Source organism: Armatimonadota bacterium (genome assembly GCA_028871815.1).
In the GTDB taxonomy this organism is placed as follows: Bacteria; Armatimonadota; Chthonomonadetes; order Chthonomonadales; family Chthonomonadaceae; genus REEB205.
This window is the reverse complement of record JAGWMJ010000001.1, coordinates 380,285-401,676: the sequence shown is the minus strand read 5'-3', so window position 1 is coordinate 401,676 and position 21,392 is coordinate 380,285. Positions and strand designations below refer to the sequence as shown.

Here is a 21,392-nt window from a genome sequence, read left to right as displayed (position 1 = left end):
CTTGGAGCAGATCGGAGAATGGAATGCCGTTGAATCGGGTAGACGACAGGTAATGGTTCGTCACATGCTCCATGACCCGTGCTTTATTGCTCGCATTGCGTCTTCCCATTAGCCTCAAATCCTAGGCGATTAGCGTCTCCCACCGCTCGTCCGCATAGAGTGCGAATCGAAGCAAGGTAGTCAACGACGTATAGGCTTCTGTTTCCGCCAGACCTTCAACGCTTCCATGCGCTGCGCTGTCGCGCCAATACTTTAGCAGCGTCAAATATCCGCGCATCTCCGCCTTTACTTGGTCAGTTTGCTGGCCGATCACTAGACTCTCAACTCGACCTCGCCCGCCTGAGGACGAGTACATCTTCTCGACTGCTTGTTCGTCACCATTCTTGGCAATGGCAAGCGCCAGTAGAACTGACTCCGCCGCGGCACCACACATCGCGCAACATGCAAGGTAAGCAAGCGCCCGGTAGCATCGAATCGCTTCCTGTGATCGGGCGGCATAGGCTACGCCGAACCGCGAATTCATTTGAGAAAAGAGACTTGCAAAGCGACCCGGCTCGACAAAAACGTAATCGAAGTCTTGGGCGCGCGATAGCCAATCGCGGCCGAGTGAGGTAATGCAGTATCCGTTTCCACCTGAACCGTCGTCGGTAACTTGCTGCTGGTAGGCACGTACTCCCGGCCGCAACACTCCGCGCCGACAGAGCTCCCACGCCGCGGACATGAACTCGGCAGATAGTTGGCCGATGTACGTCTGCTCATATCGGAGATCGAATCCCTTTACTTGCGAATGCAGGTAATGCTGGATGATCTTGGGCAGATAGACCTCATAGCCGTAACTGTCGAAATGGGACTTCTTGCTTGCCAAGCAGTGGACAATGAAGTTGAAGGCATCCTCTTCGTCAATCGACAGCTTCTGTGGGTTGTTGATCATCATCTGGCCCTCAACCACTTCAACACGAACGGCGGGCTTGCGAAGCTTCTCGGCTCCTTCTCTCCGTCCGCCAGGACCTTCCATATTGACGTGCCGTCGCGCTTCTCCCTTCCGACCGCGACGCCCCGGTTCAGCACAACCTGCTCCTTGTGGTCATACACCCGCACACGGAGGACCTCGCCGTCCTTGTCCAGGATCGGCTTTGGCGAGGCGGGCGGAGACACGAGGGCGAAGTCGGCTGGCTCCTCGCGATCGATCGGCGTCTCTGCCTTGGCCGGGGTGTAGGCCGCCGCCGTGGCGAACGTGTCCTTCAGCAGCTCCTCCGGTGGCGTCCAGCCGTTCGGCGGCGGCGGATCGAGTCGGGTGCGATATGGGGCGCCGGTCTCTATCGCCTCCCACATTTCGTCGAAGGCTTCGAGCGTGACGCGTTTGGTTTGATAATCGCCAAACGCGATAACCTCGCGCCGTTGCAATACGTCGAACGTGTCAAGCGCACCGCAGAGCTCATCGCGTGTGAGGCTGAATACACGAATTGCGACGATCGCCTCAATCCGTGCGCGAGCCTGGATTCTAGCCGTTTCGGTCCGAAACGCGTCGAGGGGTATGGTATCTGGAGGCACGCGCTCGACTAGGCCCAGCTCCGCCATGTGGTTCCAATAGCCGGCCATTTCAGGCGCCGTGCATATCAGGCGCAAGACTAACCGGGCCACATCATGGACCAAGGGCTCCGTGAGCGACGGCCGAGGAAAGGGCAAGCTGTCGAGGACCGTGTAGGTCATATGCGGAGAGCTCAACTTCCGGCGAGCGAATGCGTCCATTACGAAACTGTTGGCGACGGCTAGCCATGGCAGGTATGCCCATTCGTACCCAGGCTCGAAGGTTATTGTAGGGACCGTGTGGCCACAGATCGTGCCTGGTGGGATCAGAGTCGCGACAAAGCTCCTCTCATTTCGCGGGTTGGCAACGTCGCCGAAACCGATTCGATAGTGAGTGCACCGATTGCCGAGCTTCGACGGGATATTCTCGGGGAGGACTCGCCATTGCGGGACAACGGCCTTCTCTGGGTCTGTGAATGGACGCTCGATCCAGATGGCGCTGTTGCCGTGGCCCGATTGGTAAGTTTTCGCGCGATGATCATAGTGGTCGATCATCCGTCCCTCATACACAGGTAGTCCTCTCGGATCTGAAGTGAAGAGGTCTCGATCATTTCCCATGTCAATCTCGCGCTGGTAATGGCGAATCGGCGGACCAGCGCCTCGATTACCGAAAGCAGGGCACGCTCCGTTAATCTTCTGGTTGGTCGCCAATTCGCTTAGGCTCCGGAGATCGGCGATGGCGTATGTATCGGGCGCAAGTTCGCGGATTAGGTCTGCGTCCAGCTCAATCGTTTCGGCGCGGACGCTGAGTGCCTTCTCGACCGAGTCGATGCCGAATGCAGTACTTAGCCTCGCTGTGCGACCACCACGCTGTAATGCGTACAATGTGAACCACGTTTGCGGATGTACATGGGGAAAGAACACGCGACCCTTATTCTCGCACCCAACCAGCAACATAAGGCGATTCTCGTCGAGCATGAACTTCCGAATGGCCGAAGCATTGGCGCCGCCGTACAGACCGGCAGGAGCGATTTGTGCAGCAAGCCCGGCGGGCCGAACACGACGAACCGCCAACTCCACAAACATCCGGTATACATTGAAATCGCCCTTGCCGAGGTTGCCTGGCGCATACAACGTGTAGACGCCGCTGCTCTTCAGGAAGTGAACCAATGCGAACAGATTGCGACAGTGAGCCGTCCAAAGCGATGTAATGAATGTATCTGCGAGGAGCTTCTCGACCTCTTCCTTCTGTTCACCGGGGGCCAGCGACCGCAGGCCGACGACCCATCGACTGAAGAACTCTCGTTGGTCAGGGCTAAGGGTGTCCCAAGGCGGATTGCCTAAGACAATATGGAACCCGCCGATCCACCCCGACTGTGCATCGTCAGCCGTCTCGTTCTCGCCGGGAATCCGGAAAACATCGGGGAATGCGAGGTGCCAGTGTAGAAATCTGTATTCCTGTGCGAGTTGCTCGATCTCGTGGCGCATCCACGCCTCAACGTTATGTGGGCTCCGAAGTATGCGGCGCAGTTGTGCGGTCGTTAGCGGGTATCGATCGGCTTCACGCGTCTTCTTCCACACGAACGCGGCGCACCAGGCGTCCGCCAGCATTTTGCCGTTCTCATAGGCTTGTGAGCGTACCAGCTCCTCGTAGCGCGCCTGGCGCGTCTGGACACCCGCGAGCGTGTCGTCCGGGAGATCGCTTAGTTGAACAATGCCGGTGGTGAGGTCGCCCAGACGCTCCCATGGTTGCAGGTTCGCGTCGTAGAGCGAGCCCTGCCCCTCGCGCTCCGTGCGATTGCGTCGCTTGAACTCAGTGCAGACTGCCTTGTCGTCCCCTTCGATGGGGTCGAATGCAGCGTCGGGGATTCCGTTTTCGATGAGCGCCGGTGTCGCCCCAACCAGACTGTTGCCGCACTGGATGTGGTGGTCGAGGAAACATAGCGGTCGGCCCGGTTCCAACGCCTCCATCCAGAGCGCAACCTTGCACAACTCGACCGCCATTGGATTGAGATCCACGCCGTATATACAACGGCCGATGATGTCGCGGAGCGCGGTTCTCGTGGCTGCGGGCGAAGGCTCCTCGTCGCCCGTTCGGACAGATGCCAACCGCTTCGCAATTCGGTGCGCTGCGGCGATGAGGAAATGCCCGCTACCGCACGCTGGGTCGCAGACCTTCAGGTCGAGGATCGCTTGCTCCGGATTCGGTTTCTTGACCGCCTCGTCCACGACGGGGTCAAGCGCGCTGTCGAGAAGGCACTGAACAAGGCTGTCGGGCGTGTAGTACGAGCCGGTTGTCTTCCGCTCGCTCCCTCCGGCTGTACGAAGGCCGAACGTGCCCGCGTCTACGTTCAGCTCGGGGTGGAGCTCAAGGAGGGCCTCATACACGCTGCCGAGTTCCTCGGAGCGGAGGTTCTTGTAGTCCACGGCGCGCCTGATTCGACCGTCCAACGTAAAGGCAAGCGCGCGGATGGCGTCAAGGAGGTCGTGGTTCGCGATCTCGCAGGCATTCAGATCCGAGGTGGCGCTGGAGGAGAATAGGAAGCTGCCAAGTGCCGGCAAGCCAAGCGCCGGCAGGCCGGCGTAGAGGTTATCGAGAACGATGCTTAAGCCGGCGTAGAGATCGCTGTGCCGCGTTCCGCGCTGGCGCTCCGCCAATCGGCGCAAGCGTGCCGAAGCATAGAACCGGAGGTAACGTGCTCGCGCATCTTGCGAAGCTCCTGGGTCGAGGAGAAGCTCACGATCCTCCGCTACGAAGAGGAACAGCAGCCGGTAGACGACGCGAAGTAGCTGGCGGTAGTAATCCTGTGTTGAGAGTGAACCGGAGCGGAGGCAATCGCGTAGGCCGCGGTTGGCTGGATGCGCAACGAAGCCCTTACCGAGAGCGGTGATTGCTTTCTCAACGCCGTCGCGAAGCTGGTCAAGGGCGCGCGTGCCCTGTTCCTGCGCCGCCCGCGACCACTTCTCAAGCCAGCACTGCTCAGGCCGTTCCGCCTCCACGCGCGACTCATGGCAGAGGAGCCACAAGAGAACGAAGTCCGCGTAGACCTCGCCCTCCATCACCGATTCGAGGTCGAACTCGACGTAGGACTGGCGTGTCAGGCTCTTGTTGTCGCGTAGGATTCGCAGTCGCCTCCCATTCGAGACGAAAGCCCAAAGGTGCTCGTCGGAGCGATTGAGGAGCTCCTGCGTCAGGCTGTGCGGGCTGGATCTTGCCGCGCCCGCCACGCCACGCGTCGGTCTATCCAATTCGACCAGGCAGCCTACCAGGTGGATGGGTACATGTCCCCACGCGTGCGAGACCGCATACGACTTTCCGTCGATCTCGGTCGCCTTGGCGGTCTGCAATCGGCCGTAGCCTAGCTCCTGAAACAGCGGAAGGAGCCAGCGCTCGCGCGTTACGCTTGTTCCTGGATCGCCGGTTGGCAGCTTCTCGGCCGCGGCGCGGAACGTCTCCCATGAGCCCTGCAGCCGGTTCCATGCGCGGTTGATCGCCTCGTTGATCTTCTCGCTTGGCGCTAGGTGATAGTCTTCTGGGGAAAGTCCCTCAACGCTTCGGTCAGCGGAGACGACGCGCTGCAAGAGGTCGGCGGGCAGAATTCCGCCTTCGGTCCGAACCGTTGTGAAGATGTCTCGGCGCTTGACTTGCATCGTTCGGTGTCACACGGCGGGCAGAAAAACATAGAGTCCGAGCACATCCGGTGGTAATTGCGGCTCGACTCGATAGGTGATTCCGCGTTGTTCCGACGCGGAGCGAACACGGCGGTGCGAGTTCAGCAGTTCCTCGGCGCACTCCTGGGCGGTCGTGTCCAGTGCCGGCCGGAGATATTCAAAGTCGTCTATCACGCGCTGGAGGAAAGACTGCGCCTGGTCGGGTGGTATGTTGCCCTTCGGTTCAGCGAGTAAGAGAGACTCCGCGTGCCCGGTGTCTAGCCAATGCGGGCTCTGTGGTGAACCCTCAAATGCAACGAGCGAGAGGTCCTCCGCCAGAAGCTGTCGTTCGTCCGTTCCGCGCCGGCTTACGATGTGAAATCGCAACCGGAGCATCAAGAGGGTCGTCCGACGCTCCACGTGATCGGTGCGGATGGCTCCGCAGCGGCGGGCCACACCATTCCCCAGCGTGTCAAGCGCCGAATCCATCGTATAGGTGGCGAGACCTTCCACGATGGGATGGGTGCGCGACAAGTAGATCTCGTCCTCTCGGACCGGTAGGGAGAATCGCGCTCGGAACTTCGTGGTGCCTCCGACAGCATCTTGGACCGCCTGCGGACAAGCGGCGAGGTCCGACTCAAGCGTGCCCGATCCTGAAACCGTTCCGCCGTTGGCACGAATCGACTCGCGGAGGAATGCCTCGACGGTTGTGCCGGACCCGATGGCATCGCGTACGGCGTCAAGCTCGGTAGCGACCTCTGCAACCTTAATCGTCTCCTGGGCGAAGAGCGTGCGAGACCTCTTCTCGCGTTCCGTTGCAGCCTCCCATTCCGTATGGAGATCGTGCTTTTGCTGGGCAATCAATTCGTCAAACTGCAGAGAGAGCTGAGAGGAGGCCGCGCCGGTTGCGCCGCGCAGCAGCAGGCCCTCGAAGATGGCTTCGACAACCTGGTCGGAGTTCGCGGGTACCGGTACGGAGATACCGAGGCTGTTTCGGATCATCTTGTGCTTGCGAAGGAGCACGTCGAGGACGATCCCGTCGATCTGGTTGTCTACTCCGTAGTAGGTCAGCGCTCGAACCGTGCCTGAGGGCTGGCCGTATCGGTCTACTCGGCCTTCGCGCTGCTCATGGCGAGTGGGGTTCCACGACAGGTCGTAGTGAACGACGGCATCGAACCCTTCTTGGAGGTTGATGCCCTCCGACAAGCAGTCCGTGCACACGAGAATGTGCTTCGGCGCTTGAATGAGCTCGGCCACTCGGGATTCGCGCTCTGCCGGAGGCAGTGTTCCCGTGATCGATGAAACCTCGATATCCTTCGGAAGCTTCTCCCTGAGGGCTTGCGCCACGTAATGTGCAGTGTCGATAAAACGGCAGAACACGATCGGTCGGAATCCGTCTTGAACAACCTTCTTGAGGAGAGTGATCGCCTTTTGGAGCTTGAAATCGTCCGCTCCCTTGAGCGCGTCCGCCTCGCGCGCCAGATCCAACAGGCGCCGACGATTGGGCTGCGACTCGTCGTCTTCGGTTCCCTCGATGCTGCCCGGCGTTACGTCCGCATCCTCAGCAGACTCATCACCCGGCAGGTCGAGGACTGACCTGCGCCCGACCGCGTCGGCTTCCTCGACGGTTACAGTGTCCGCCGTCGATGCTCGGCTTCTCAAAGTCGCCGCTGCCGCTGCGGGGCTGGATGCAATGGACCGGAGCAGCGCCAACGCCGACCACCACCGAACTCTTTGGCGGTGCTTTCCGCCCGTTTGATCGGCGACGGTCTCGCGAGCGTAGCGCAAGACCTTGTCGAAGAGCTTGCGATAGGGTTCGGACAGCTTGTAGGTCTCTTCCGCTTCCTCACGACTTGGGAAGGGCGTCTCGTCGCTCAGATAGGAGCGAATGTCCGCCCGGCGTCGCTGAACGAAGTGAGCTGCAAGCGTTCGCCTGTGCCGTTCGTTCTGTGGTCCCGAAAGGTCGTCCGACAGCTCCCCGAATTCCGGTTTCAGGAGACGGAGCAGCGAGCGAAATGCATTCTCGTTGCCGCTATGCGGGGTAGCGGTCACGAGCATGAGGTGACGGTCCTGCCGCGCGGCCAGGCCGGATACCAATCGATGACGCTGGTGGCGCCCTCCCCGGCCTTCGCCACTCCAGGCGCAGGTATGTGCCTCGTCAACGATAACCAGCTCAGGACACGTGCGAAGAAACTCGTCCAATCGGCGGTCGGACTTAATGAAGTCAGTGGATACGACGACGAATGGGTAGATGTCGAACAGCGATTGCCCGATGCGGCAGTTTCTCTCCAAGCGTGAAGCAGTAGATGGCAGTACTAGCTCGGCGTCGATGTGGAACTTGTCTCGGAGCTCCGCCTGCCATTGCTCTGCTATCTGCGGCAAACACAGAACCGCAAGGCGAGTGACTTCTCCTCGATCCAGAAGCTCCCTGGCGACAAGACCCGCTTCGATCGTCTTGCCGATGCCAACGTCGTCCGCGATCAGGAGCCGAACGGTCTCCATTTTGAGCGCCATGAGCAGCGGAACGATTTGATACGCTCTCGGCTCGACGGCAATCTGTGCAAACGAGCGAAATGGGCCGGCGCTGGACCGGAAGCCGAGACGCACCGCGTCCCGGAGAAGTCTGCACGAGCGGAAGTCCCCACTGTGTGAGGGGTCCGGTAGGTCGAATGCAGCCGGCTCGACCTTCTCTAGTGGAAGAAAGATGCCCGCAACCTCGTCTTCCGTTCCGCCCAGCGGACGGAGAACAAGGAGTTCGTCTTCGGATTCGGGCAATACGACCCACTCACGCCCGCGTGCCTTCACCAGCGATCCGACGGCGAAGCTCATTCCGGTCTCCCGAAGAGCGACGGATACTTCGCAATGATCTCATCCCAGTTGGCCTGATGATGAAACCGAACTACGATGTAGCCTTGGTCCTCCATGCAGACGGTTTGTTGCTCGTCCCTCGCCTGCCGATCGGGAAAGTCGTGAGGTGGCCCGTCAACGTAGATGGCGGCCTGGTGGCCGTGGTCGAGGTACAGAAAGTCAGGGCGCGTTCCGCACCCTCCGATTACCTTCTGACAGTCTGTTGGAAGGCGATGACCCTTCGCGTCCATGTGGTTTATCCACGCGCGCTCTAGCTGCGATCCGCAACGTTCCAACAGGGAGTCACGATGTGTAGATCGCGGCACCGACGCAGGCGATGCCGAGACCGTCGCGTCGCGGAGTGCCAGGAGGACCGGTGCGATGGCCTTGCGGTCGAGCAGTTCGTGATCCCGTTGGTTCGCGTAGCTCATGAGACAGTCGTAGCAGGCAGCCTCGCAATCCTCGCGAGCTTGTGGCGCCCGCTTCAGATCGTCTCCGGTTACGGGGTCAAAGTGACAGATGCGAAGCGCTTCTGTAGCGACTTCTTGCACGGCTCCGGGATCGTCTAGGAGGCGGCGCAGAACTCCGGCGCCACCTTCGGCTGCCTCATAGAAGAGGAGCAGATTCCGCTCGTCTCGACCGGGAAGTGGCTCCGCGGCGATCTCGCTGTCCTCCAACTGGTAGGTGACCTGAACTGCGTTCTTTAGCGCGGCCTGAAGGGACGCCATGACACTTGGCGGCTGCAGGTCCGCCAACGTGATGAGCAAGCAGTTGCGGCGATCATCGACGTACGGAATCACTCTCGCAACACGTGCAGAGAGTGGGTCTGGGTCGGTTCCCTCAGGAATCTCCTGCTCGTTCCTCGCCCAGAAGCCTCGCTCGATGTCGAGCACGAATCCAAGTTGCTGTTTGTTCTTCCGCCGCGTCCAACCCTGGTTGATACGCCATAGGGTTGCGGCGTTCCCATATGCCAGTTCTGCTAGCGGCTTGCTGCCAGCCAGAACTGCGGCCGTTCGGTAGACCGGTCCGGCTCCATAGTCAGCGAAGCGAACACCCGTCCGAATATCGAAGCCCATGCGCATCCGCTCTTCTTCGTCGCACGAGATCCGCTCACGGCGACGGGTAGCCACGTTCTGCAGGCGGAAGAGGTTGGTTATCGAAGCATCCAGTTGCTGCGAGCACCGTTCACACGTATCGAACGAGTCGGCGTTAGAAACCGGATGCAGATAGCCGCAGGACGGACACAGCTTTGCCCTACCCGTGAACAGCTCGTCGTCACCTTCGCGCTCGGCAACTGGAAGAATGACTTTGTTGATCTCATAGCGGGCGCCCTCGTGGTAAACGATGGACCGAGGGCCGAATTCCGAGATGGCGAGGAACCGCGGACGCGATAGAAACTCCTCACGCTGTCTCCTGGAGCGGCCCGGAATGTAGGCGGAGAGCGGCAAGCGGGGGAAGTTGTAGCCCGGCAGGAACCCCTCGCTGGCAAAGTAGCGATACGAGTAGAAATCAGACTGTGCGACGTTCTCGACTTCTGTGAGGAGCTTCAGTTGCTGTTCGGCTTCGGCGCGGAGTCGCCTGGCCGATTCCTTGTCGCGAGGCGGGCGCGATGCGTCTAGGACTATGGCGTTCTGGACTTCCTGCTGCTTAAGTGCCGAAAGGTAGAGCTCGCGCCAACGCTGGCACGCGGACTCGAAGCTCCGACCAACCTGAAGAAGAACGTCGTCAAGCCAACGAGGACTCCACCAGTCTGAGGACCGCAGTTCTCCATCGAAGGTAGCAAGGACCCGTTCGGCGCGCTGCTTTGCCCTAACTCGGGCTTGCGGATCGTCCAACGCTGCCTGCACGAAGTCCAGAAGCCGGAGTGACGGTGGACTGCCTGTGAGATCGAGTAGGTCCCTCAGCGACTTGCCTAGCGAAAGGGCATGGCCACCATACCCCGTCTCGGCTAGCCAAATCGCATGAACATGGGCTCGAACAAGGTCCTCGTTTGCGAGATCGAGTCGTGGCGGCGAAACGGCGCCAGCAACCATGCGGTCCGGCCGCTTGAAGAAGTACTGGTCGTGCGGGCTGCCGGTTGTACAGTAAGAGAAGACGAGTGCAGGCTGACCGCTCCGCCCGGCGCGACCGCTCCGCTGTGCATAATTCGATGGCGTCGGCGGAACGTTGCGCATGTTGACCACGTTCAGGCGGGAGATGTCCACTCCCAGCTCCATGGTCGGCGAGCAGTATAGAACAGGGAGTACGCCACTGCGGAAGCGATTCTCTCGATCCTGCCGCTCGTCATACGGCACTTGAGCGGTATGCTCCCGCGCTTCCAGCCCATGCAGATCGCTTGCCACGGTCTTGTAGAAGGCAACGAAGAAGGGATTCGTCCGACTGCCGTCGGCGGGCTGTCTTGGCACTCGAATGGGGTCGTGGAACGCTTGTTCACCTTCTCCAGCGACCCAGCTTATTGACGCTGCGACGACCTGGAACCCCGGTACTTGCTCCTCCGCAATGGGTTCAGAAACGCGCTCGATGATACCAGCTACGGTGAGAGCCTGAAGGACTTGCAACACGATTGCTTGAGCATCGTCCGTCTTCAGGCGCTTTCCAGCGGCCGAGTATTCCGGGAACGTCGTGGGCCTGCAGAGAAATCGCCCATATCCGCCACGAGCGGACAAATAGACGTTGCCTCGGTAATCGTTCCGTCGGCGAGATCTCGGAAAGAGAACCGAGTTGGTTTCCAGCTTCTCGTTCTCGTCCATCGCCCATGGCTCGCGGAGTCGCTGGCTGCTCTGCTGCTGGAGCTGCTCCTGGAAGAGTGCGTCAAGGTAATCAACCTTGATCGCGAGCTCGCGCCTCATGAAGTCGAGCAGCGTTTTCGCGATATGGAAGCGGGTGTCGGGCGCCGCCGTAACGAGGGCCGGGTGGGTGCCCTGCCAGAGATCGTCCGCGGCGCAAGCTTCATCTAGCGACTCGTATTGGATTTGCAGCAACCCGCACTGCTCAAGATTCGGTGCCGTCACGCGCCAACCGCGCTTTAGGTCGCGGTAAAGGCGGTAGCCGAGCAAGTTGCGAAAAGCCCGTTGAGTGTCTCGCTCGGCCTGGAATCTCTCCTCGGGGTTTGCGGAGTAGAGCTCCTTCGGCAGTGCGAGAGCCTCAAAGGTACGCTGCGTCAGCTCCTCATGTCGCAGGCCACCCGCACCCGCTCTCGCGACTGCGGCGAAGAGAGCTGAGCGAAGCAGGGAAATCTCTACGAAGTCATTGAAGTGACCTGCCTGCAAGGAGGCATCCTGCCGGTTATCCGTGAAGGACAGAAGCTTTCGAGCGTCCGCGTCGAGGTCCGATTGCCCTCGAAGGCGGCGGATTGCAGCGAGCGAGAGTATCGTCGTTGCCGTGCTCCTGCCCTCGGATGATAGCGCGGAGAGCTTGGAGAAGTCGCTTCTTTGTGTTGCCGAGTATGAAACGCCGCATTGAAGGCAAAAGCGGAACGGTGCACCGAGGTAGTGGGCTAGTACCCCGTCTGCTGTTTCACGCCCAAGCAGCCCGATCCTGATCGCCGCAGGAAGCACGGGCCGCCGATCTCGCCGTACGTGCGATGTGCCGTTGTCTACCTCAACCCAGTCGTCTGGCAAGCGGTCGACGTATTCGGACTCGGTGGTTGGCCACGGGTTACTGACACTGAGGTGAAGAAAGCCGGCTTCCCCTTCGTCGTCATCGAATTCATCTGAGAGCTCGCGCGGGTGGTATTCCATCGCTCCCGACTTGTCGTCTGCACACCGGCGAACGCAATAGTACTCTTGCCCACACTCACGGCAGAAGACGAGTGGAAGAAGCACCCGATCGCGGTCACCTGGCACAAACTGCTGGCCATGGACGGTGATATGTCGAGAGCTTTCGTCTTCGACACTGGCGTAGACGGTATCCCCACGGGATATGAATTGATGGAGACGGAATGCGAACGCAGGAAAGCCGGTTTCGGGATTACGCTCGCATTGATATCCGCCGAGAAGTCCGTCTTGTATCGCAGCTTCACACCGCTCATAGTCGAGGCCGATCAGATCAGACAGTTCGTTGGCGGCGCCATCTTCCCCGGATAGCGACCGCGGCTGCCTCCTGACCAACCGACCAGTACCTGGTTCCTCGTTGAGTCCGAAAGTCGATTCGATCCAGATTGACAGAGGGTCGCTCGTGAATCCGGAGTAGGTCTCTGGCGGCTTGCGGTCGAGGTCGGCGATTCGCGAAGTGAGCTCCGACACGTATAGTGGTTCTGCCAGATCCCGACTGCTCGTAGAGCGACGCAAGGCTTCGCCGATTACGCTCTCTGGTTTCACGGCCACGCCGAACAGTTGCGATGCGACCCGGACGACTTCAGCGCGCTGCTCCTCGAATGTCCCAAGGCTCGCCAGCGTTGCTGATGTACCGACACATTGCATCTCCGGCGAGTTCAGCGCTTCTCGTGTGCGCCTCACAAGCAGTGCGACATCAGCGCCTTGCCGGCCGCGATATGTGTGCATTTCGTCGAGGACGAAGAAGCGCAATCCCTGTGCATGGTCGATCAACGGTCGCTCGTAGGGCCGGGTCAGAATCAACTCCAACATGACGTAGTTCGTCAGAAGGATGTCTGGCGGACGCTGCAGGATCTTTGCTCGCTGCTCGTCAGACTCTTGCCCTGTGTACCGCGCGAACGTGACCGGCTCTCGTCCTTCTGGGTAGCCGTAACTGAGGAACTTCTCGAGCTCTCCGGCTTGGCTGTTCGCGAGCGCGTTCATGGGGTAGACAACGATCGCCTTGATGCCTTTGCCCGAGCCGTGGCGGAGGACGCTGTCAACAATAGGCACGATGTAAGCTAGGCTCTTCCCGGACCCTGTGCCAGTTGTTAGGACATAAGGGTCCCTCTTGTGGGCCAGCTCCACGGCATCAGATTGGTGTTTGTGCAGGCGGAGTGCCTTGCCCGTGCCGTCTGCAAGGGACTTCAGGCGGAAGATCCGCCCGCATTCGTCGTGGAGGACGCCCGAGCGAATCAGGTCATCGATTGAGGAGCCGGGCTCAAAGGACGGATTGAGCTGAATTAGGGGATCGGGCCACAACAGCCCGCGTGACAAGCTCGCGCCAACGTAATCCTGTATCCGCGTATCTCGGATACGGATGAAGCTGCGTATATATGAGGCATAGTCCGCAAGAAGATTGCGATGGAGGTTGAACACGTCCATGACGACCTCGGGGCGGCCATATCGGATAGGACGACCGTCGATGTGCTGGCGAGCCGAAAGCTAACTGATCGCCCCTTCAAGATACGATATCTTCGTCGCCTAGCCCGCGAATTCCTTAGCCCGCTTGTCCGTCCTCTTCGGCCAGTCTTGCTTGGCTGCTCTCGCCAGCGGACCAAGTCTGTTCCGTCTGATCGCTAGCCAGAATGCAATCGGCGGCTCGCTGCGCCTGGGAGGCGGCGATGGGCAGCAGGCGCTTGTCCTTCTGGAGGACTGCGAGCCAGCCGTTAATGTAGGCCGCCTGATTGTTCACCGTCGTGGGCAGGATGCCCGTGTGTCCGCAGAGAAACGCAGCTCCGAACTCGGCGACCAACTCCTCTTGAGAGTAATCGGGACTGCCAAACGGGGTTGGCGTTCCCAGCGTCTGGCGCGCCAAACGCGACTTGTGGCCCGTGCTGTGAACGAGCTCGTGGAAGAGAGTGGCGTAGTAGTCCTCGGCGGTCTCGAACTGGGGCAGATCCGGAATCCCTACTGCGTCGGTAACCGGCGAATATGACGCTTGACGCGGATCTCGCCGAATCGTCGGTCGTTGCGGCATATGCTGAACGACCATCTCGCAGGCTTCGATTCGCTCGTTCGGTTTCGGTTGGAACTCCCCACTGGGCGGCGAAACGATGCCTTCGCACTGCTCGACATTGAACACGTTATAGTATCGCAGGATCGGCGCCCGTCTTACACTGCCTGAATTCGCCTCGTCACCTTCATCCGTTCCGTCGTGGTCGGTTCTTCGCTCAGCGGATTTCCAGAACGTGACCAACGACGCATGCTCGCCTTTACGGACATGGCCGCCGAGTTCCGTCGCCTGCCGGAATGTAAGCCACCAAGGAGATCGGTATGCCTGTCCAAGCGACAAAAGTAGAACGTTCATCCCGCGATAAGGTCGTCGCGTGCCGAGGTTGCGCGGAAGACCGCCTTCTACGGCCCAGGGCTTTTTCCAAGGAACTGTACTGGCTTCTAGGGCTGAGGTGATACGCTCGGTGACAATCGCATAGACATCGCGGTCAGTCTGAGCGCCCTCGCCCGGAGGATGATGCGATTTCCGGCGCCGCAGGGGGATGGATGCGAAGGTCTCCTCGTCTGAGGTCGTTGCATCGCCAATCTGGGAAACGGTTGACTGCTCGTGCGGCTCCATATGGGGCGCAGAGCATAACACGCCTTCCGCGCTCGATCAATTCCTGTCTGGTCAGGATTGTGCTTTCGACGAGGCGGCGGTTAGCGTGAACGGTTCACGATCTCAGTAATTCGCAAAGAAGGCGGCGCTCTTCTCCGGGTTGAAACCCCGCTTGTCGTAGAGCTTGGTGGTGGTCGCGTCCGCGTGGCCCAACGCTTCCTGCACATCCTCAAGGCTTGAGCCGTTCGCAAGCGAAGTAGTTGCAAAGGTCGCCCGGCAGGAGTGGGCCGAGAACCCGCGCTCGATGTTGAGCGCGACCTTCACGTACTTCCTTACGATCCGATCTATCGCGTCGGGGTGAATGTGGCGGCGGTCGTCGTGGTTTCTCCAGCTTGGTCTGACTGCTCGGAACAGCGGCCCCTCTATATCACCTCCGTGGTTCGATGCCGCAAGATACTGCTCGATCCGTTGCGCGGTTTGCGGGTTGAGCGCGAGGGCATGGTCCTCGCCGCCTTTCCGTGTAAAGCGAAGCGAGTGGTAGCCTGCGTTCATGTAGAAGTCTTTGACCTTCATGCTGGCGACTTCCGCGCGGCGCGGACCTGCCTGGAACAGAACCGACAAGATCGCCCGGTCGCGAAGCCCGCTCAAAGTTTCCCCATCCGGTGCGTCGAGAATCCGCCGCGCTTGCTTCGCCGAGAATGCCGCGGTAACTCCCTTCGTCCGATTCACTCGTGGGCGCTTGATCTCGCGAACCGGATTCGTGTCCGCCGCTCGGCGCGCTACGAGGTGCGTGTAGAGACTGGACAGGGCCGAGAGGCGCCGCCTAATTGTGCGGGCTTTCTCCTGTTGCTCCTCCATTTGCCGAATCCAAGCGATGACGGCGGCGCGCTCGACCTGTCGCAGCTCCTCTCGCGTGGTGACGCCGAGCGAGCGCATGAAGTGGAGAACATCCTCCTTGTACGCACGCCGAGTGTGGTGGCTCCGCTGGCCGTTGAGCCAGATCTCCTCTTCGGGGATCGCGGCCAGCAGTTCGATAGCGGGTAGCCCGGTTGGTGCGGATCGTACAAGCGAGCTTTTGGCGATCATGTTGGGCGTCATTCTAGCACCTACGAGTAGGCCTGGCCATACGTGATAATCCAGTTTATCACGTATGCCATGGGGTCCATGGTATGTGTTCCGTGCTTCCCAAGCAAGTGCGGGCGATGCTCGCCGACGGCAACACGAAACCGGTGTCCATGCAGTATCCTGTAGCAAGGAGGCAAGTGGAATGGGTAACTCTGGAAGTCAGAGCAGGCCGTTACTGATGAGATACGCAATGATCCGTGGGCGCCCTAAGGAACCGAATCCGCCGAGCATCTGGTACGATCCCGAACTCTGCATGACCGTGGTGGCGACCCAGGGTGGCCGAGTGCCAGTGATCGATGTCCCAGGCTACGCGGGAGCCAGGACGAAGAAAGATGACATCGAGAAAGGTGAAGACCAAAAGGATCGGCCACGGCCGCCTTCTCCGCCTCCGCCTACGCCGAAACCCAAACCGAAGTAGCGTGCATGGTCATTCTTCTCACGAACAAGGAGGATGTAAGCGCTGACCTCGTCGTCCGAGAGTTGGGCGAACGAGGGCTCCGCTTTTGGCGTTTCAACGTGGAGGACGCCGCGCAGACACGTTGGCGTCTGGATCCTGTCGCCGGAACCCTACGTGTCTGCGCCCCGAACGGTAGACAGTTGATAACGTATCCGGCGAATGGCGGCATATGGTTCCGGCGTCCGGGCCCGATCGTGTTAGAGTCTGATGCCGCGGCGTCTTGGTTCGCCAACGACCAATGGCAAAGGTTGGTACTCGGGCTTGTTAGCCTCAACGGCTTCCGGTGGATGAACGACCCATTCAATAACGACCGCGCTGAATGCAAACTGGTCCAGCTACGAAAGGCGGCAGAGATCGGATTAGAAGTACCGAAAACGATCGTGACTAATAGTGCCAATGAAGTGTCTGACTTCCGCAAACAGTCCCGTAAGGGCACCGTCGTAAAGGCGGTCTATGCTCCGCTGATCGAGAGCGAGAATGCGTTCGTGTTTACCCACTTGCTGAGCGGCGACGATACGCCTTCGGACGAAGAGGCGGCTTTGGCGCCATTCATTTGCCAGGAGGCATTAATCCCGAAGGATGATATCCGAGTTACCGTTGTCGGCGATAGAGCTTTCGCGGCGCGCCTGTATCGAAATGAACAATTGCCTGTCGATTGGCGCCAGTCGAGCCATGAGCTACCTTGGGAGCCTGTGACATTGCCCGATGAACTCAGCAGGAGACTGGTTGCGCTGGTGGAGGCCCTCGGATTGGTGTTCGCTGGAATAGACCTGATTCACCACCTAGGTACCTACTACTTCGTAGAGGCCAATCCGAACGGTGAATGGGGATGGCTTCAGACAGGAACCGGTCTACCCATTGCATCGGCAATCGTCGATACAATCACAGCATGGAGTTAATGGTGGAAGCCAGCGAGTCCACAGATTCAACGGACAAGGCATTCGTGGCTCGGTTGAGATTCTGCGTGACTTGGATTGTGTGGGCGATGCGGACGGTGACTGTATGGTGGATTCCAAAGGCACTAAGAGAAGCCTTAGCCGAACCGTGGCTCAGTGATCGTGCGCTGGCGCGGGAACAGAGCTCCCTCCTGGACAAATGGAATGCAGGCGTCGAATGGCCATCTGGAACTGAGTTCCTGCAGAATCTGCGAACCGCGGAATACCGCGAAGCCTTCCTTCTCGCGCACCGAGAACTAGATGTTGAGATCGCAAGGCGTGGATCGCGAGTGGATCGCACTGTGGCGACAGGAACGATGGCCGGCGTGTTGATCGCAATTGTGACGTTGCTGGTACCCGCGGCCTTCACTGCTCCGACTCGTGAGGGTGTGGGGGCAGAGTATCCGGATGGCCTCCTGACACTGCTCAGCGTTTCCTACTGGCTGATGGCTGTGCTGGCGGGCTTGTGTCTCCTTCACACTACGTTTCTCTGCATCCGATTTCTAGAGCCATTGCCTCTATATCATATAGGTATCCGTGAAGCCTTCGGAGGTGTGGGGGAACAGTCTGACGCTCCTCCTGCTGTGCCTAACCGGACTGCGGCGGCTCCGAGCCTCCTGTTACGACTAATCGGATTGATATGCGTCGCCCTAACGGTAAACGCGAGTAGCGAGGCTGCAGTGGCAAGGGCTCAAGCTCGGGACGATGAAGTGGAGCGACTGAGATTGAGATCTGCGGTAAAGCAGATTCTGTGGGCTACAGAGGCAAATCGCGTCGGGAATTGCCGTCTGTACAATCGAATCGCTATTGCGGTCGCACGCCTGTACGATGCGGCGTGGTGCATTGTCACGATCATTCTCGCCTCTAAAGGACCTCAGATATATGTCTGGCTGGTGCATGCTACTGCTGCCAGATGAGGCACAACACTAAACATCCGTTGATTCCGATACGCGAAGCCCCTTCCAAACGGATTATGGATCCCTTGCGACTACGTCACCAGGGATTCTACTCGTGGAGCGTCAGGACGTTCAGTTCCAGGCTGTGCGGAATCGTCCCGGAGTGGACGTACTCCGCGTGGCCGGCCGGGGTCATGAGAATGATCGCGTCGTAGCCAAGCTCAACCGCGCGTGCTCGCATCTTGGTGTCGAGCGCAAAGCGCGCCTGTATAGCCCGCTCACCTTCATGTTCGTTAAGCCCGGCGATCGCCGTGGCGGAGCCGAATAGCTCCGTCAGGATCGCTTCCTCGTCGCCAACGACCGGGTTGTGGATACGAACTCGCTCTGACTGGTCTAGCGGCCGGCCGTAGAACTCAGCCTCCTGGTAAGACGACGCGAAGAATTTCCCGCGAAGTCGGTACGCATCCGGGTCGCGCGGGGGGCAATGCCACCAGCGCTTTCCGTTCACGTATGCCACGAGCTTGGCAAGGGTCTCGGGCCGTTCTGGATTCGGTGAGCAGGTACTATAGTAGCTCATATGGTGGCTTGCGCGCTGGTCGAACAAGTATCCCGATGGCGGCGCCCTTGAGCAGCGGCGCGGAGGTCAGAATTGCGCGGTTTCTGGGAAGATGTCCTTACGAGCATCCTCACGGCCTTTGGGGCATTAGCCTATCTGCTAGCCTGGGCTATCCATGTCCTCCTCATTTCGCTTGTGGCGTCGGGTCTGTTCTTTGGGACATATCGAATGCTCGGCAGTCCGCCATTCGATTCAACCCGACTTCACTTCTGGGAGGCGTTCGCGATCTGCCTGGTGTTCTACGGAGCTGGCTCCTGGCGCCTCCTCACCTCGATGAACGAAGACACTCTCGCCGAGGTCCTCGGGATCTTCCGCAATGTGTGGGTCGCGTTTGTTACGAGTATCGTCATCGCTGTTCCGGCGTTCGCTCTGCTCCTTCGAGTATCTCCCAATCTTGCAGCTCTGATGATCGTAGCCGCAACGATGATTTACCACATTACCGCCCGCATGCTCCTGTCAGAAGGAGGTGTTCGCGCCGGTGTCACCGAAGCGGATTACCGGAAGCTACGAAGAGGACGCTAGAGCACGGATCGGGTCGTGCCCACGGCCTTCGAATGGCATGCTGTGCTCATAGTAGGTCATGGAACGTGTGCGCTGCCGCAATCGCTGCAAGAGCAGGCGGCACCGGAATACCTCGCTCGGATCGATGCACGATCGCCTGGGCTGCCAGCGCATTCAGCGCTAGCTCTCGGGCCAGCATTTCGTCGCGGAACGTCGCTTCCTGTGTCTCCGGGTGATACTGGATGCCGACTTCGTGATCGGCGAAGTTGATCGTAATGCTCTCAGCCATAGTCTCACCCTCTCTTCCGCCAGCGGCGGCTACTCAAGGTGTCCTCCGAAGTCCTGAACCGGCGGGAAGAGCTCGCCGACCTCCACGTGGAGCGCCGCCGCAATGCGCATAAGATTCAGTGCCGACAGATTGCGCTCGCCGCGCTCGACGCCGCCATAGTACGACCGGCCGAGGCCCGCCTCCGCAGCGAAGTCCTCTTGAGAAATCCCTCGTGCCTTCCGAGTTTTCCTGATCTGTTGGCCCAGCAGGGCTAGGGCCGGGTGCCGCTCGCTCGCCATACGTACACTTTACCCCGCTCACGTCCTATCGCGTCACTCCCTAAGTTATCCCGCCCTATAGGAGCACACTCTATAAGGTTCATTTGTGGTACAATGGTGAGTGGTCTCCGTTGGTTTGCTTGACCGGCATTGGCGGAAAGGCGGAATGTCCGTGCTTACGCTGTGGACAAACCAGGCTGCCGACGTACAAGTCGTCCGCCTGATCGAGCGCGATGAGATCGACGCACTGCTTGGTCTGTTCGATGAGGTCGTAGCAGAAAGGGACTGGCAGCCCGGCGATGCGCTAGGTTGCGACCAGTACCGCTCCGCCTACTTCGGGCTCCTGGTGAACGACGAACTCGCGGGCGGACTCCAGATCGCCTTTCCAGATAGGACCGGAGGCCTGTCGTGCCAACATGTCTGGCCGGATGTGCCGACAGGTCCGAACGGGCGCTGTGCACACGTGGAGCTGCTGGTGGTTCACAAGCCCTTTCGGGGCCGTGCGAGCCTGTACTGGCACCTTGTCGCGGAGACATGGCGATACTGTGTCGCCGAAGGCGTCACCCGGCTCTACATTGAGACGAACCCGCGTACTTACGCCCTCTACCGGCGAATCGGGTGGCCGCTGCAGATCCAAGGTGAGCCTCGCCTGCACTGGGGCGCACAGACGTACCTCTGTACCCTCGAAATGGCGGAGGTCGCGAAATCGATCCTCTGCCGGGCGGCGAACTCGGAACACTACCACGATGTCGTCATGCAGGCATTCCGGCTCTCACGCCGGCCCCGCCTCGCGCTTCGACCTTCTGATGCTTCTGTCTAATCTACCATCCCCGCTTGGTCCGCTCGGTCAGGCAGCGGGTTGACGTTCCTCCTCGACCGATCGACTATTGGCGTATGTCGTCGGCAACCTTCGTTGGCGTCGTACCCGCGCTCTACTATGTGTCCTTCGCCGCGCTGGGCGGGCTGGTGTATCTGATCCTCGCTCATCGCAGGCGGCGCCAAAACGGACATTGGCGCGTGGATCGGGCCTTCTTAGCTCTCGCGTCCGCGTTGCTGTGCTGGCAGCTTACGCTGTTCCTGGAAGTGAGGGTGCGCCTGCCGGTAGCGCAACTCTGGGTCGGAAGATTCAACTTCGCAGTGGTCGCGCTCGCCGTCTACCTGGCCTATCGATTCGTCGTTCGTGTTCAGGCGGCTGCACGATCGCGGGCTCCTACGCTCGGCGTGGTATACGCGGTAGAGACAGGCGCCATCGTTGCGATTACGATGCTCACGCCTCTGGTTGATGCTCAGGAGATCCCGGCCAATGGCCGGGCCGTAACCGTCTACGGACCGCTGTACCCGGTCTATCTGCTGCACGTACTCTACTACCTTGTCCTTTCGCTTAGAAGAGCCTTTCGCGAGCGCCGGCGCGCGGCAACCGAATCGGTGGCGGCACAATTCTCCCTGATCGGTGGCGGCATACTTGTGACGGGTAGTGTCGGTTTAGTTACCAATGCGATTCTGCCGTACGGCTTTGGCAACTTCGATCTGTGCGATGTGGGCTCGCTGTCGGTGCTCTGGTTCGTGCTCGCCGTCGCCTATGCGACGCTCGTCAAGGGATTGTTCGATCTCACGTTCCTCGTTCGGGAAACGCTCGTTTACGGGGCTCTGCTTGCGTTCGTGCTAGGAGCATACAGCAGCGGGGTGTTCGTCGCGACGCAGTACCTAACGGGCAGTTCGGACAAGGCGACGCAGTTCCTCGTCCTGCTGATTGCGTTCAGCTTTGATCCCCTGCGGCGCTTTCTGGAGAAGAAAGTGGACCGGCTACTCTTTGGCGACGCTGGAGCGGATTCTTCATCGCGATCGACGGTGGAGATTGCAGACGGCGGACGATTCCGCTCGGCCCGGCTGCTCACGATACTGTTCCCGTGGCGCCGCCCCTGACC

At 59.9% G+C, this 21,392-nt stretch carries 14 protein-coding genes; 5 read left to right on the top strand and 9 right to left on the bottom strand.

Annotation, left to right across the window (positions count from 1 at the left end):
* Positions 1 to 121 precede the first annotated feature (121 nt).
* The 6 genes from KGJ62_01615 to KGJ62_01590 all read right to left on the bottom strand — a co-directional run bounded on the left by KGJ62_01615 (position 122) and on the right by KGJ62_01590 (position 15,489).
* Complete coding sequence (locus tag KGJ62_01615) at positions 122 to 934, bottom strand: hypothetical protein (GenBank protein ID MDE2125268.1); 813 nt, start codon at positions 932 to 934, stop codon at positions 122 to 124.
* Positions 931 to 5,178 carry an N-6 DNA methylase gene (locus KGJ62_01610; protein MDE2125267.1) on the bottom strand — a complete coding sequence of 1,416 codons (4,248 nt, stop codon included), beginning with the start codon at positions 5,176 to 5,178 and terminating at the stop codon, positions 931 to 933. Before KGJ62_01610 ends, KGJ62_01615 begins: the two co-directional genes overlap by 4 nt.
* A 9-nt stretch (positions 5,179 to 5,187) precedes the next feature.
* Entirely contained in the window at positions 5,188 to 8,007 is a 2,820-nt protein-coding gene (locus KGJ62_01605) for a DEAD/DEAH box helicase (protein ID MDE2125266.1), read from the bottom strand.
* Positions 8,004 to 13,223 carry a DEAD/DEAH box helicase gene (locus tag KGJ62_01600; GenBank protein ID MDE2125265.1) on the bottom strand — a complete coding sequence of 1,740 codons (5,220 nt, stop codon included), beginning with the start codon at positions 13,221 to 13,223 and terminating at the stop codon, positions 8,004 to 8,006. The genes KGJ62_01605 and KGJ62_01600 overlap by 4 nt, the downstream gene beginning before the upstream one ends.
* Before the next feature lie 115 nt (positions 13,224 to 13,338).
* Entirely contained in the window at positions 13,339 to 14,412 is a 1,074-nt protein-coding gene (locus tag KGJ62_01595) for a DUF1738 domain-containing protein (protein MDE2125264.1), read from the bottom strand.
* A 102-nt stretch (positions 14,413 to 14,514) separates the two neighbouring features.
* Entirely contained in the window at positions 14,515 to 15,489 is a 975-nt protein-coding gene (locus KGJ62_01590; protein ID MDE2125263.1) for a tyrosine-type recombinase/integrase, read from the bottom strand.
* A gap of 771 nt (positions 15,490 to 16,260) precedes the next feature.
* On the opposite strand from KGJ62_01590, the gene KGJ62_01585 reads away from it, so the two are divergent.
* On the top strand, positions 16,261 to 16,872 hold the full coding sequence (locus KGJ62_01585; GenBank protein MDE2125262.1) for a hypothetical protein: 612 nt from the start codon (positions 16,261 to 16,263) through the stop codon (positions 16,870 to 16,872).
* 761 nt (positions 16,873 to 17,633) lie between these two features.
* Positions 17,634 to 17,825 carry a hypothetical protein gene (locus KGJ62_01580; GenBank protein ID MDE2125261.1) on the top strand — a complete coding sequence of 64 codons (192 nt, stop codon included), beginning with the start codon at positions 17,634 to 17,636 and terminating at the stop codon, positions 17,823 to 17,825.
* A gap of 88 nt (positions 17,826 to 17,913) precedes the next feature.
* Here the strand turns inward: KGJ62_01580 and KGJ62_01575 are convergent, their stop codons facing one another.
* Positions 17,914 to 18,381 carry a hypothetical protein gene (locus tag KGJ62_01575; GenBank protein ID MDE2125260.1) on the bottom strand — a complete coding sequence of 156 codons (468 nt, stop codon included), beginning with the start codon at positions 18,379 to 18,381 and terminating at the stop codon, positions 17,914 to 17,916.
* Positions 18,382 to 18,453: 72 nt separating this feature from the next.
* On the opposite strand from KGJ62_01575, the gene KGJ62_01570 reads away from it, so the two are divergent.
* Positions 18,454 to 18,942, top strand: coding sequence for a hypothetical protein (locus tag KGJ62_01570; GenBank protein MDE2125259.1), 489 nt, complete (start codon positions 18,454 to 18,456; stop codon positions 18,940 to 18,942).
* A 46-nt stretch (positions 18,943 to 18,988) separates the two neighbouring features.
* Here the strand turns inward: KGJ62_01570 and KGJ62_01565 are convergent, their stop codons facing one another.
* Entirely contained in the window at positions 18,989 to 19,210 is a 222-nt protein-coding gene (locus tag KGJ62_01565) for a hypothetical protein (GenBank protein MDE2125258.1), read from the bottom strand.
* Positions 19,211 to 19,239: 29 nt separating this feature from the next.
* A complete protein-coding gene (locus KGJ62_01560) occupies positions 19,240 to 19,488 on the bottom strand; it encodes a helix-turn-helix transcriptional regulator (GenBank protein ID MDE2125257.1) in 249 nt (82 codons plus the stop codon).
* 145 nt (positions 19,489 to 19,633) lie between these two features.
* On the opposite strand from KGJ62_01560, the gene KGJ62_01555 reads away from it, so the two are divergent.
* Positions 19,634 to 20,287, top strand: coding sequence for a GNAT family N-acetyltransferase (locus tag KGJ62_01555; GenBank protein ID MDE2125256.1), 654 nt, complete (start codon positions 19,634 to 19,636; stop codon positions 20,285 to 20,287).
* Positions 20,288 to 20,361: 74 nt separating this feature from the next.
* Positions 20,362 to 21,390, top strand: a complete 1,029-nt coding sequence (locus tag KGJ62_01550; protein MDE2125255.1) for a hypothetical protein — start codon at positions 20,362 to 20,364, stop codon at positions 21,388 to 21,390.
* The last annotated feature ends 2 nt before the right edge of the window (positions 21,391 to 21,392 follow it).